At 61.6% G+C, this 12,437-nt stretch carries 15 protein-coding genes; 3 read left to right on the top strand and 12 right to left on the bottom strand.

Annotated elements, in window-relative coordinates; all coding sequences use genetic code 11:
- Positions 1–5: 5 nt before the first annotated feature.
- The 8 genes from EK373_RS16425 to flgB are packed head-to-tail and all read right to left on the bottom strand — an operon-like array spanning position 6 to position 6,250.
- The gene (locus tag EK373_RS16425) at positions 6–1,112 is read right to left on the bottom strand and encodes a flagellar basal body P-ring protein FlgI (RefSeq protein ID WP_129644795.1); all 1,107 of its coding nucleotides are present in this window, start codon (positions 1,110–1,112) and stop codon (positions 6–8) included.
- A 41-nt stretch (positions 1,113–1,153) separates the two neighbouring features.
- Complete coding sequence (flgH, locus tag EK373_RS16420; protein ID WP_129644793.1) at positions 1,154–1,834, bottom strand: flagellar basal body L-ring protein FlgH; 681 nt, start codon at positions 1,832–1,834, stop codon at positions 1,154–1,156.
- A gap of 12 nt (positions 1,835–1,846) precedes the next feature.
- On the bottom strand, positions 1,847–2,632 hold the full coding sequence (gene flgG / locus EK373_RS16415; protein ID WP_129644791.1) for a flagellar basal-body rod protein FlgG: 786 nt from the start codon (positions 2,630–2,632) through the stop codon (positions 1,847–1,849).
- Between the two features lie 42 nt (positions 2,633–2,674).
- Positions 2,675–3,418: a flagellar basal-body rod protein FlgF gene (flgF, locus tag EK373_RS16410; protein WP_129644789.1), complete on the bottom strand. Its 744-nt coding sequence runs from the start codon at positions 3,416–3,418 to the stop codon at positions 2,675–2,677.
- Positions 3,419–3,461: 43 nt separating this feature from the next.
- Positions 3,462–4,685 (bottom strand): flagellar hook protein FlgE, encoded by a 1,224-nt coding sequence (gene flgE, locus EK373_RS16405; RefSeq protein WP_129644787.1) that lies wholly within the window; start codon positions 4,683–4,685, stop codon positions 3,462–3,464.
- Between the two features lie 40 nt (positions 4,686–4,725).
- Positions 4,726–5,400 (bottom strand): flagellar hook assembly protein FlgD, encoded by a 675-nt coding sequence (locus EK373_RS16400; protein ID WP_129644786.1) that lies wholly within the window; start codon positions 5,398–5,400, stop codon positions 4,726–4,728.
- 15 nt (positions 5,401–5,415) lie between these two features.
- Positions 5,416–5,829, bottom strand: a complete 414-nt coding sequence (flgC, locus tag EK373_RS16395) for a flagellar basal body rod protein FlgC (protein WP_129644784.1) — start codon at positions 5,827–5,829, stop codon at positions 5,416–5,418.
- A gap of 13 nt (positions 5,830–5,842) precedes the next feature.
- Complete coding sequence (gene flgB, locus EK373_RS16390; protein WP_129644782.1) at positions 5,843–6,250, bottom strand: flagellar basal body rod protein FlgB; 408 nt, start codon at positions 6,248–6,250, stop codon at positions 5,843–5,845.
- A 519-nt stretch (positions 6,251–6,769) separates the two neighbouring features.
- Here flgB and flgA point away from each other — a divergent pair.
- The 3 genes from flgA (at position 6,770) to EK373_RS16375 (ending at position 8,657) form a co-directional block, all read left to right on the top strand.
- Positions 6,770–7,507 (top strand): flagellar basal body P-ring formation chaperone FlgA, encoded by a 738-nt coding sequence (gene flgA / locus EK373_RS16385; RefSeq protein WP_157994389.1) that lies wholly within the window; start codon positions 6,770–6,772, stop codon positions 7,505–7,507.
- A gap of 333 nt (positions 7,508–7,840) precedes the next feature.
- Complete coding sequence (flgM, locus tag EK373_RS16380) at positions 7,841–8,158, top strand: flagellar biosynthesis anti-sigma factor FlgM (protein ID WP_157994388.1); 318 nt, start codon at positions 7,841–7,843, stop codon at positions 8,156–8,158.
- Positions 8,159–8,171: 13 nt separating this feature from the next.
- The gene (locus tag EK373_RS16375; RefSeq protein WP_129644776.1) at positions 8,172–8,657 is read left to right on the top strand and encodes a flagella synthesis protein FlgN; all 486 of its coding nucleotides are present in this window, start codon (positions 8,172–8,174) and stop codon (positions 8,655–8,657) included.
- Positions 8,658–8,663: 6 nt separating this feature from the next.
- On the opposite strand, the gene EK373_RS16370 is transcribed toward EK373_RS16375, so the two are convergent.
- The 4 genes from EK373_RS16370 to EK373_RS16355 form a co-directional block, all read right to left on the bottom strand.
- Positions 8,664–8,966 carry a hypothetical protein gene (locus EK373_RS16370; RefSeq protein WP_129644775.1) on the bottom strand — a complete coding sequence of 101 codons (303 nt, stop codon included), beginning with the start codon at positions 8,964–8,966 and terminating at the stop codon, positions 8,664–8,666.
- A gap of 389 nt (positions 8,967–9,355) precedes the next feature.
- Positions 9,356–9,556: a hemin uptake protein HemP gene (hemP, locus tag EK373_RS16365; protein WP_129644773.1), complete on the bottom strand. Its 201-nt coding sequence runs from the start codon at positions 9,554–9,556 to the stop codon at positions 9,356–9,358.
- Positions 9,557–9,633: 77 nt separating this feature from the next.
- Positions 9,634–10,779 (bottom strand): DUF6607 family protein, encoded by a 1,146-nt coding sequence (locus EK373_RS16360; protein WP_129644771.1) that lies wholly within the window; start codon positions 10,777–10,779, stop codon positions 9,634–9,636.
- Between the two features lie 88 nt (positions 10,780–10,867).
- Positions 10,868–12,253 (bottom strand): L-serine ammonia-lyase, encoded by a 1,386-nt coding sequence (locus EK373_RS16355; protein WP_269813687.1) that lies wholly within the window; start codon positions 12,251–12,253, stop codon positions 10,868–10,870.
- Between the last annotated feature and the right edge of the window lie 184 nt (positions 12,254–12,437).

Raw genomic sequence — 12,437 nt, 5'->3', positions numbered from 1 at the left:
GCCCTTTAGATGACGATCAGCTCGGCGCGCAGCGCGCCCGCTTCTTTCAGCGCTTCGAGGATGGCGACGAGGTCGCCCGGCGCAGCGCCGACCTGATTCACCGCGCGCACGATCTCATCGAGATTGACGCCCGCATTGAAAACAAACATACGAGCCGCGCCTTGATCGACTTTGATGTCGGAACGCGGCGTCACGACGGTCTGACCGTCCGAAAATGCGTTTGGCTGGCTCACATCGTTGCGCTCGGTAATCGTCACTGACAGCGAACCGTGAGCAACAGCAGCCGGCGTCACTCGCACGGCGGAGCCGATTACGACAGTACCGGTGCGGGAATTTACGATCACGCGCGCCGGCGCTTCGCCCGGCTGAATTTCAATCGCTTCGAGGGTCGAAAGATAAGAGATGCGCTGGCTGGCGTCGGTCGGAGCCTGCACGCGAACAGAAACCGCATCGATAGCGCGAGCAGTGTCGGGGCCGAGCATCTTGTTGATGCCGTCGGTCAACCGCGCCGCCGTCGTGAAATCCGGAGTATTCAGATTCAACGTTACATACGGCTCGCTGGCGAAGTTGCTCGGCACAGCACGCTCGACCGAAGCGCCGTTCGGCACGCGGCCCGAGCTCGGCACGTTGAGAGAAACACGCGAGCCGTCCCTGCCCTGCACGCCGAAGCCGCTGACCACCAGGCTGCCCTGGCCAATCGCGTACACCTCGCCGTCGATACCGCGCAGAGGAGTCATCAGCAAGCTGCCGCCGCGCAGGCTGGTCGCATTGCCGATCGAATCCACTGTGATGTCGATGGTCTGGCCGGGCTTCGAGAACGCCGGCAGATCGGCACGCACCGTCACGGCGGCAACGTTCTTCAGCTGCGGATTTACGTTCGCCGGAATCGTCACGCCGAACTTCGCCAGCATGTTACGAATGCTTTGAATGGTGAACGGCGCCTGAGAGGTCTGATCGCCGGTGCCATCGAGGCCTACGACCAGGCCGTAGCCCACCAGCTGGTTGCCGCGGACGCCGGCAACCGACGCCAGATCTTTGACGCGCTCGGCCTGTGCCGGCACGACAAACACCGTGGCAATCGTCAGCGTGACCAGCAGCTTTGAGAAGTTCATCACTCTTCGACCTGGACTTGTCTATGTTTGGGCGCCGTCGTTCAGAACGGCAACCAAGGTACATTGAAGAATCGTGCCAACAGGCCCGGCGTGTTGGCGTCGTTGAGCGCGCCCTTGCCGCCATAAGCGATCTGCGCGTCGGCGACCTTCAAAGATGAGATGGAGTTATCAGGATCGACGTCGATGGGGCGCACGATGCCCTGAATGCGCACGTACTCCCGGCCCTGATTGATCGTGATCCATTTCTGGCCCCTGACCAGAAGATTGCCGTTCGGCAGCCGCTGCGCCACCGTGACTGTGATGTCGCCCACAAGTCGGTTGCTTTGCCTGCTGTCGCCGGCGCCGTCGAACTCGGAACTGTTGTCCACCGACATGTTGAGAATTTCGGTGCCGTTGGCGGTCACCGGCCGGCCGGCAATGATCGGCCCCGGCATGTCGACGGTGGTGGACTTGCTGGTCGTCGTGCTCGAGCTCTTCGAAGCGTTGGTGTTCTCGTTGAGCCTGATCGTCAGCGTGTCGCCTACTCGGCGCGCCACCGAATTCTCGAACAGCGCGATGTCGTGGCCGACCTGATAGATGGCGCCATTGCCCTGCTCCGGCGTCGGCGCCGGCTCGGGCCAGGTCGCGGACCAGTCCGGCTCCTTCGGCGGCGTCACGCAGCCGCTGAGTGCAAGCGCAGCCCCGGCCATCACGAACAAGTTACGCACGGTGAGATTGATCATTGCTCAGTTACTTCAAAGCTGATTCGTGAGATACGACAGCATCTGATCGGTGGTCGAGATCGCCTTGGAGTTCATTTCATAGGCGCGCTGGGTTTCGATCATGTTCACCAGCTCTTCGACGACATTGACGTTGGACGCTTCCAGCGAGCCCTGCTCGATGTAGCCCAGGCCGTTCAAGCCCGGCGTGCCGACCTGCGGCGCACCGCTCGCAGCGGACTCGACCAGCAGGTTTTCACCCTTGGGCTGCAGGCCCGAAGGATTGATGAAGTCCACCAGCTGCAGCGTGCCGATCTGCGTCGGCGCAGCTTCGCCATCCATCTTCGCCGTGACCACACCGTCCTTGCCGATGGTGATGCTCTGCACGCCATCTGGAATCGTGATGCCGGGCTGCACACGATAGCCGCTGGATGTCACCAGTTCGCCCTGCGGGCTGACTTCGAAGTTGCCGTCGCGCGTGTAGCCCATCGTGCCATCCGGCAGCAGCACCTGAAAAAAGCCACGGCCGTTCACGGCAACGTCCAAGCTGTTGCCGGTGGTCTGCATGTTTCCCTGGGTGTATTCCTTCTCGGTCGCCACGACGCGCACACCGGTGCCCAGCGACAAGCCGGTCGGGGCCACCGTGTCCTGCGAGGTCGAGCCGCCGACCTGACGCACGTTCTGATACAGCAGGTCCTCGAACACGGCCCGGCCCTTCTTGAAGCCGGTGGTGTTGACGTTGGCGAGGTTGTGAGAAGTGACGGACATGCGCGTCTGCTGCGCATCGAGTCCGGTCTTGGCGGCCCACAAAGCTGGATTCATGATGAGTACCTGGAAAAGTGTCTGGTAGCTGGTGACTGGGGATTAGACGCCGCCACGGAGCAGCTGCGCGGCAGTTGCTGCGTTCTCTTCGGCCGTGCGCATCGCTTTCACTTGCAGATCGAAGCGACGCGCCAGCTCGATCATGTTGACCATGGCGTCTGCGGTGTTGACGTTGCTGGTTTCGAGCGACCCGGTAACCAGCTTCACGTTCGCATCCGCCGGCAACTCAGCGCCGGTGGTGTTACGAAACAAACCATCCTCGCCGCGAACCATTTCTGCGTCCGGCGGATTCACCAGCTTGATGCGGCCGATCATCGCGGTGGTTTCCGCGCCCTGGCCCAGAGGAATGACGGAGATCGTGCCGTCGGAACCGATGGTCAGCGACGTGTTCGGCGGCACACTGATTGGACCGCCCTCGCCCATCACTTGCAAACCCGCACCGTTCATCAACATGCCGCTCGGATCGACACGCAAGTCGCCGGCGCGCGTGTAAGCCTCGCGCCCATCCTTGCCGAGCACCGCGATCCAGCCCGGACCGTTGATGCCCACGTCCAGATCGCGACCAGTGGCGGTCAACGCGCCTTGCGTCGGATCCCAGCCCGTCGTCGAGTTGGTCGCGTACGCGCGCGAGGCATATCCCGATCCGGCCACGTTGCGCGTTTGGAACGCGCTCATGTCGGCGCGAAAACCGGTCGTGCTCGCGTTCGCGAGGTTGTGGTTGTTCGCGGTCTGGGCGCGCAAGGTCTCCTTGGCGCCCGACATCGAGATGTAAAGAAAGCGGTCCATTAGCTACTCGATCTCATCACTGATGATTTCAGAGGGTCGTGAGTTAGCGAATATTGATAATCGTCTGCGTGATCTGGTCCGCGGTCGAAATCATCTGCGAGTTCGCCTGGAAGTTGCGCTGCGCGGTGATCATGTTGACCAGCTGCGCCGTAATGTCGACGTTCGACGCTTCCAGCGCGCCCGACTGAATCAGACCGAAACCGGAGTTGCCGGCCTGGCCGTTCAACGGCTGGCCCGAAGCAAACGTCTGCGCCCAGGTGGTGTCGCCGAGCTGCTGCAATCCCTGCGGATTCTGGAAGTTCGCGATCGCGACCTGGCCCAGCTGCGTCGACTGACCGTTGGTGAAGCGAGCCTGCACCACGCCGGTGGAATCGATATCGATGCCGATCAGGCGGCCGGTGGTGTAACCGTCCTGCGTGATCGAAGTCATGGTGAACGTGTCGCCGTACTGTGTCGTCTTGCTCAGATCCATGGTCACGTTCATATCCGCTGCGCCCGTCGACAGGCCCGCGGCCGCGTTGTAGGTCGGCAACGCGAACTGACCGTTGGCCGGCGTCGTCAGATTGCCGTTCTGGTCATAAACGAGATGCTGCGTGCCCGAGGGGTTGCCGTCGATCGTGACGTGCATGTCCCATTCGTTGGTCGCCGTCTTCACGTAGTACATGCTGGCGGTGTGAGCCGCGCCGAGCGAGTCGTACAAAGTCATCGAACGCGCAGTGTTGTAGCTGGTCTCGTCAGCCGCATCGAACGGCGTCGTGGTCGGCACCGTGGCGGCGGACGGCAGGTTGAACACCGTTTCGACTTCCGTCGTGGCGGACGGCGAGCTCTCGCTCGTCACCAGACGCAGATCGGTCATGGTGCTGGTGTTGAAAGTACCGTTGGCTCCCGCCGGATACACCTGCAGGCGCTGGTTCTGGCTGTTCACGACGTAGCCGTCGTTGTTCGGGCGGAACGCGCCGGCGCGGCTGTAAACGGTGGATCCGCCGTCGCTCAGAATGAAGAAGCCCTGGCCGCTGAGCGCCAGGTCCATGCTGTTGTTGGTGGTGTTGATGTTGCCCTGGGTGAACTGCTGCGACACCGAGGCCACCTTCACGCCGTTGCCGGTCGCGTTACGGTTCACGCCGTACGGAGAGACCGCGAACATGTCGGCGAACTCGGCACGCGACTGCTTGAAGCCGGTCGTCGAGGAGTTGGCGATGTTGTTGGCGGTGACGTTCAAGTCCTGTTGAGCCGCATTGAGACCGCTGAGCGCGATACCGAAAGACATTTGGGTGACTCCTGAGGAAGCCGGTTGAAGCTAGAATTCGTTACTGCACGCGACGTACGTTGGCCATCGAGATCGAGCCGAGCGTCGCAGTGTTCAAAGAGAGATTGGTGCCGCTGGCGTCGAGGCTGACGCTGGAGACGCGACCCGACATCAGCACCTCGAGCGAGCCCGTCTCGCCCTGCACGGTGGCCACGGCTTCGATGTCGTAGGTATCCGACTCAGCCTGGGTACCGTCATTGCGCAAGCCGTCCCACGTGAAGTTCTGCGTGCCTTCGGCGGTCTCTAGCTGAATTTCTCGGACCACAGTGCCGGCAGAGTCAGTGATACGCAGTTGCAAGGAAGTCGTGCCGGCGGGAACGTCGATCTGCCCGGTGACGGTGCCGCCCTGCGTGTGATCGAAGCTGTCGGCCGACGCGAGGATGTCGCGGCCGATCATGGTCGAGCCGTTCAATGTCTGCGTCGCACGCAGCGACGCCGCCAATGTTTCCAGCGAGGTGCCCATCTCCTGCACGCCGGTCACGGTGCCGAACGTCGCCAGCTGCGAGATGAACTCGGTGCCTTCCAGCGGCTTCAACGGATCCTGATTGCGCAGCTGCGCCGTCATCAGCGTCAGGAACGAATCGATGCCGAGCGTCTGGTCCTTCTTGGCCTGCGCTTCGGCGGCAGCCTGCGCTTGCGCGGCCCAGTTCTGGATCGGATCGGTGGCGATGGTCATGTCGAATACTCTCTATTACGAGCCGAGCCGCAGCGTGGCCAGCATCATTTCCTTGGCGGTGTTCATCACTTCGACGTTGTTCTGATAAGAGCGCGACGCCGAGATCATGTCGGTCATTTCTTCGACGGTGTTCACGTTGGGCGCGTACACATAGCCGTTGGCGTCGGCGAGCGGATTGCCAGGCTCGTAGCGAGCGCTCGGTGCTTCCGGGTTCTCGAAGATGCCTTTGACGGCCACGCCGGAGCTCTCCGCATCTTTGCCGAGGCCGGTGCGAATGGCTTCGAACAACGGATGCTTGGCCTTGTAGACCTGGCTCGGATCGCCGCTGACGCTGTCGGCGTTCGCGAGGTTGCTGGCGGTGGTGTTGAGGCGCACCGACTGCGCGCTCATGCCGGAGCCGGCGATGTTGAAAATGTTGAAAGAGGACATGAGTCGTTACCTCTTATTGGCCCGTGATGGCCGTCATCAGGCCGCGGAACTTCGAGTTGAGGAACTGCAGCGTCGCTTGATAGCGAACGGTGTTCTCGGCGAACGCGGCCTGCTCCAATTGAGCATCGACGGTGTTGCCATCGAGCGAGGGAGCGAGCGGCGTGCGGTATTTCAGTTCAGGCGCCGGCGAGCCGTTAACCATCTTGGGCCCGATGTGCCCGGCGTTCGTCGTTTGCAGATGCACGCCCTGCTGCGCATTGCCGCTGGCCTGCGCCAGCGCGCTCTTGAAATCGATGTCACGAGCGCGATAGCCCGGCGTGTCGGCATTCGCGAGGTTTGCCGCGAGCAGTTCGGTACGCTGCGAGCGCAGCGTCAGCGCTTGCGCGTGCACTCCTAGATGTTTGTCGATTGCGCTCGTCATAACTGCATCCGCCAGAAAACTGTCTGCGAAAGTAGTTAGCAAGGCGCGTGCCACTCCGCCGAGAGGCGCATGTTTCCTGGCGGTCTCGCGGGCCGAGAGCGCTAGCAAACAAAAAAGTCGCGAAGTGGGTCACATGCGAGGCGGCAAACGTTTGCCGTCGGCAGAGTCGACGTCGGTGGCTGGCGCCGTCCGAGGTGACGTCCCTCCTTCCGGCACCGTGCTCCCCGTCACTCGCGCTTTCGCGCGGATTCCCTGGGTCCCGTCCCTGGGCGCACTGCTCCGAAAAGGTCCCTCTTTTTCGAAGCTGCCGGAAGGAGGGACGTCACCTCGGACGACGCCCATGGATCAGTGATAACGGCGACCGTCGCTTCTTTGCGTCATCAACCGTCCAGCCGGTCGGCGTGCGTTTCGGCGTCTGGCTGATTTGTTGGGTGCGTCACAGTTCGTACGATGAGGTGCGCGCGATCTGGGGTGCGCGTGGTTTGTGGCATTTCACTTGCTTTGTTTCAGGCAGCGTCAATGAGACGACTCTCGGCGGTTTCGATAGTGACCAGCTTTCGTTCCTATATATGTGTGTTGGCCAGCGCCCTGGCGGCGCTGGCGTTCTCGGCGAACGCGAGTGCCAACGTGCAATCGATCGATTCGATTCAGGCGGCGGCCGAACAATTCGTACGGGCTTCCCTGCCGGAAAAAGCTATCAAGCATTTCGTGTCCGCGGGCAATCTCGACCCGCGGCTGCGGCTCGATGAATGCGCGTCGCCGCTCGAGGCGTTCTCGCAGGGTACCGGCATGAATACCGGCCGCATGACCATTGGCGTGCGCTGCCCTTCTGCAACGCCCTGGACTATTTATGTGCCGGTCACCGTCGAGGTCGAAGTGTCGGTGCTGGTATTGCGCCGGCCGCTGGCGCGTCGCTCGCGGGTGGCGCTCGCCGATGTGGAGCCGCAGGTTCGTCGGATGCCCGGGCGGGCGTCAGTCTTTATCAACGACGTCGCCAGCCTGCAGGGCCATCGCTTGAAGCGCTCGCTGCCGGTCGGCACCGCGCTGACCGTCGACATGCTCCAGCCGGACGTGTTGGTTCGTCGCGGTCAACAGGTCACGCTGATTGCCGCTAACGGTGGCGTGCAGATTCGCGCCCAGGGCCAGGCGCTCACCGAGGGCGCCGCCGACGAGCGCGTGCGGGTTCAGAATGTGAGCTCGCTCAAGGTTGTGGAAGGTGTGGTGGAAAGTGATGGAGTTGTCAGGGTCGGGTTATGAAAACCCGCGCGAAAACGCGGCAGTTTTCTGACATTGGGGTTTTCCCTGCGTCGCCAAACGACGCCACAAGTGTCAGCAGCGCCGCGAATGTGCCGCGAGTCCCAGAAACTTCAGGTGGATACGAGTTTTGCGTCTGTTGTGTCGCCTTGCAGGAGTGAGTGGAGCCAGGTCGATTTGACCTATTGTCACGGTGGTTTTTCACGGCTTGGGTGATTCCCCTAAGGCACGTCTGAGGCCGCAGCCGATGAGGTTGCTAAAGTTCTCAGAATTGCGGCCGTTACCCCTTTCGAGCGGTGCGACGTTGTTGTCGTGGCCGCAACCGGAGAAAGGACCGTGACTACCAAAATCACTGGCTATCAGAACACCCCTGTACAGGTGGGCACCGATAAGTCGGTGACTCGCGCGAAGGATGGCGCAGCTGGCTCGGCCGAAGTGGCCAGCAAGCCGGCCAATCCCGTGCAGATCACTGATCAGGCCCGCAAGCTGGCGGCGCTGGAACAGACAGTGAATAGCGTGCCGGTGGTGAACGAGGCGAAAGTCGCGCGCATCCGCCAGGCGATCGAAGACGGTAGTTACCAGGTGGTGCCGGAGCGCATCGCCGACAAGCTGCTCCGCATGGACCGCGATCTGGGGGCAGCTGCTCAGAAATAAGGAGTGAGGTTTCGTGGATCCGGTTGTCTGTCGCGATACGCTCGACAAATTGATCACCGAAGAATCGAGCACGCTCGACCAGCTGCACCAGCTGCTCGAGCGCGAGCATGAATTCCTGGTCGCCAACGATGTGGACGCACTGGAGCGCGCAGGCACTGCGCGCCAAAACTGCATCGGCACGTTGATGCGCATCGACGATGACCGCAAGGCACTGTGCCGGGCACTGAATGTGTCGCCGGACCAGCAAGGCCTCGATCGCGTCCTCGCGTGGTGCGATCCTTCCAAACAACTGCGTCGTCGCTGGAAAGAACTGGGCGAGCGAGCCGATCGCTGCCGTATTGCCAACGACCGCAATGGTGCGCTGGTCACGGCGCGCATGAGCCGCGTTCAAGGCATGTTGGACATCGTCACTGGCCGCGCCAATCAGCCAAAAACGTATGGCCGCCAGGGCGCGTTCCAGAATCAGCCGCGCACCGGCCGCGTGATCGTCTCCGTCTAAAAACAGTTATCCGTTGATGTGGTTCAGGTCTACGGCTCTTTCGGGAGCCGGCGGCGCATCGCTATTGGCGACCACATCGCCGAGTCGCAGCAGGATGCTCGCAGTGAGCGCGCTGCCCTCTTCTTTCAGCATGCGCGAAACCGCCAGGTTCAGCAGCGCATTCGCAATGTACTCACGTTGCGCCATCGGCACGTCACGCAGCGAGCTCTGAATCCGGTGCATGACGGATTGCAGCTGCGCCACCTCCACGCCGCGATCGTCATCGGTCATTACACGAGTCAAACAACGGCTTGATACGACTGCGTTCATCACTTGGCTCCGTCGACTCAGGACACGAAATGCAGCGCCTCGGCCCCGGCTCGCAAGCCGACGATCGCGGCGAGCCCGGCGCTGATTAGAGTTGGAAATGCGGGAAGCGGCACGCGCAACCAGCGTTGCCGGGGCGATGCTGAATAAGCCAGTGCGCCTGCCAGCATCCAAGTGGCTAGAGCAAAGATCAGCAACCAAACATCTGTTGGCATTGCTACCTCGACTGCGCCGATGTTTGTTTATTCGGCGGCGATGTGAAGTAGCTGGCTGCGCCGGTGCGGGGGGAAGAAGCGGCGCTCGCTGGCGAGATCGCGCGTCTTATGACGTCGCGACCGATACGGTCAGGAACAAGCTCACGGAGTCCCGCAGGACTCACGCGACCAGTACGGTCACTTCGTGAGAATGAGCTTGTTACTGTGAGTCACACGCAAGCGGTAATAACCGCCGCTGTGCTCGATCAGAATCTCCCGCGCCTTACCGAAGAGCTCTTCGGAACGCAGTAAAGGAATCGCCGGCAAACGAGCAAGCTCGGCGGCCGGCGATCGAACCTCCGCTGGGCGGAGAGGGGTTTTGGCTTGTGGTTGCAGCATGGATGCAAATGATAATGACTCTCACTAACAGTGCAAGCCTCTATTGGACTTTTTTTGCTTTCCTATGCCGGGGTGGCTTAGGGCAATGCACCCATATCTTTCAAGGCGTTACGTATGACAGTCTGATTATCTGCGCTCGCGGCAGCGCCCTTCTCCGCAATCTCGTCCGCCTGCGCGAACAGCGGGTGGAACAGGCCGAGCTTGTCGACCGGCCCTTTCAACGTGACCTCGCCCTGCTTCACGAAGATCTGCGACCACTCGTCTCGCACCTGGTCCCAGAATTGCTTGGTTCGATCGTAATAAGAATCGGCCTGCGCGAAGTCGGCATCGCGAATCCGCTCGTAACGAGCCACGCCGTATTCGCGCGCGACATACGGTTGCGATGGCTCGAGGGTTCGCGTCGACGTGAGCACGGTCTTCAGATTGTTTTCTTCCTGGATCCAACCGGTCGGCGAAATGGTGTGACGATTGGTCCCGACCAGCGCGTGGTAGTCGTCGCGCACGCTCCATTCGCGCCGAGGCAGCGGCCGCCATGTTTCGCCGCTCAGCCAGGTAGAGAAACTCGCAGAATGTTCCCAACGTCCGATGCTGGCGTAGCGCGGCGATTCGTCGACTTGATAAACCGTTTGCAGCCACGCGCCCTTGGATTCGGCGGCGCTGAGCTTGCGACGCTGCCAACGATCGCGACCGCGATACTCGACGATGTGAGTCGGCTCGTATTGCCAGTCCTGGCGCCAATGTTTGGTGACCATGGGCTCGCTGATCGAGCCATCCTTCTGCACGATGCGCATTTCGAGAATGTGCACCAGGCTGATGTTCTTGCCGTCGTCGTTATCGACGTAAACTTTTTCCGTGCCCCACGATTGATAAGGCGCGTTCGGCTTGTCCTGGCGCTTGAAAGGCACGACTTCCAGGAAGTCGAACGTGACTCGGAACGTGCCAGCCATGGCGACGATGGCGCGACGATCGCGTTCCTGCGCAGAAATGCCGTCGGCGCGCAGATCTTTCCAAGCTTTCGACGGTTCGAGATCGAGTGTGATCGGCGCGCCTTTGGTCGTGCCACCACGCGGCGCTGGCAGGCCCGCCTCCAGAGGCCACGAGAATGTGTAGCGCGCTGGCGCCGAAGCCTGTTGTGGCTTGCCGGAGTACTCATCGGCGCCCGACGCCGCACCAACAAACAAAGTCGCCGCGAGCGCAACGACCCAACCCTCCACTCTGATCATGACCGACTCCTGAACGCTTTCAGCTTGGATCCGACGTGGTCCTGGCGGCCCCGTCAGTGTAAGCGAGCTGGCGCTCAGGATTGCAGAGTCAGCACTCCGGCAGGTTGACGGCGAGTCCGCCCAATGAGGTCTCTTTGTAGGAATCCTGCATATCGGCGCCGGTCCGCCGCATGGTCTCGATCACTTTATCGAGCGTGACGTGGTGCGAACCGTCGCCCATGAGCGCGAGGCGCGACGCGTCTACCGCCTTCACGGCGCCAGTAGCATTGCGCTCGATGCAAGGAATTTGCACGAGGCCGCCGATGGGGTCGCAGGTCAAGCCGAGGTTGTGCTCCATGCCGATCTCGGCGGCGTTCTCGATCTGCTCGTTCGTCCCGCCTTGCGCGGCCGTGAGGCCTGCAGCGGCGATCGAACAAGCGACGCCGATCTCGCCCTGACAGCCCACTTCCGCGGCCGAGATGCTGGCGTTGTGTTTGTAGAGCGATCCAATCGCCGCGGCGGTCAGCAAGAAGACGTGGCGACCTTCGCGCGTACCGTTACAGTAGCGATCGTAATAACGCAGTACAGCTGGCACGACGCCGGCCGCGCCATTTGTCGGCGCAGTGACCACTTTGCCGCCTGAGGCGTTCTCTTCGTTGACGGCGAGCGCCCACGCGTTGATCCAATCCATGGCGATGAGGGCATCGGCGGATTGCATCTGCTCGCGTTTCTCCAGCGCGGCTCGCAGCTTTGCGGCCCGACGCTTCACGTTCAGACCGCCGGGCAACACGCCTTCCTGACGCAAGCCGCGATCAATGCATGAATTCATGGCCTCGGCGAGGCCGTCGAGGCCGGCGAGCACTTCCTCGCGAGTGCGGGTCGCGCATTCATTGCGCATCATCAGTTCGGCAATGGTGAGGCCATTACTTTGAGCGGCTTCTAACAACTCTGCGGCATCGGAGAACGGCAGCGGAACTGCCCTGGCAGCCAGCGCGGTCGCGGGCGCCTTGGCCTCCTCATCGCTGACAACGAAGCCGCCGCCGACCGAATAGAACGTCGCTTCACGCAGCAATTCGCCACTCGCATCGCGCGCGAACAAAGTCAGCGCGTTCGGGTGATAAGGCAGGCTTTCCTTGAATTTCCAGTGAATGTCGCGCTCGATGCGGAAGTCGATCTCATGCCGGCCGGCGAGCAGGATCTTGCCGTGCTGACGAACCTCCTCGATCAACTGAGCGGCGGCATCGGGATTGACTTGCGCAGGCAGAAAGCCCGCGAGCCCCGTCGTAACAGCAGTATCGGTCGCATGGCCTTTGCCTGTAAGCGCGAGCGAGCCGTACAGATCGACGGTCACTTGCGCGACCCTCGCCAACATTCCCTGCTCTTCCAACGACTTCGCGAAGCGGCAGGCGGCCGTCATCGGTCCCATGGTGTGGGAGCTCGACGGCCCGATGCCGATTTTGAACATGTCGAAGACGCTGACGGTCGCTGCGCTCAAGAGAACTCTCGCTCGATTTCAGGCTGCAAATACTAAACGCACCGCCCGCACAGCGGTGTTGCGAGCGGACACATTAATCGAACGCTGGGGACAATTTCGAAATGTCCTAGAGGCTTGCCAATGAGAATTATTCTCATATGATGCCGGACCATTCACCTCAATGAGTACGGTCCGCCTGTGATTG

Source organism: Peristeroidobacter agariperforans, from assembly GCF_004138335.1.
GTDB classification, from domain to species: domain Bacteria; phylum Pseudomonadota; class Gammaproteobacteria; order Steroidobacterales; family Steroidobacteraceae; genus Steroidobacter; species Steroidobacter agariperforans.
Note: the sequence above shows the minus strand (reverse complement) of the source record. Positions and strands in the feature narration are given on the sequence as shown.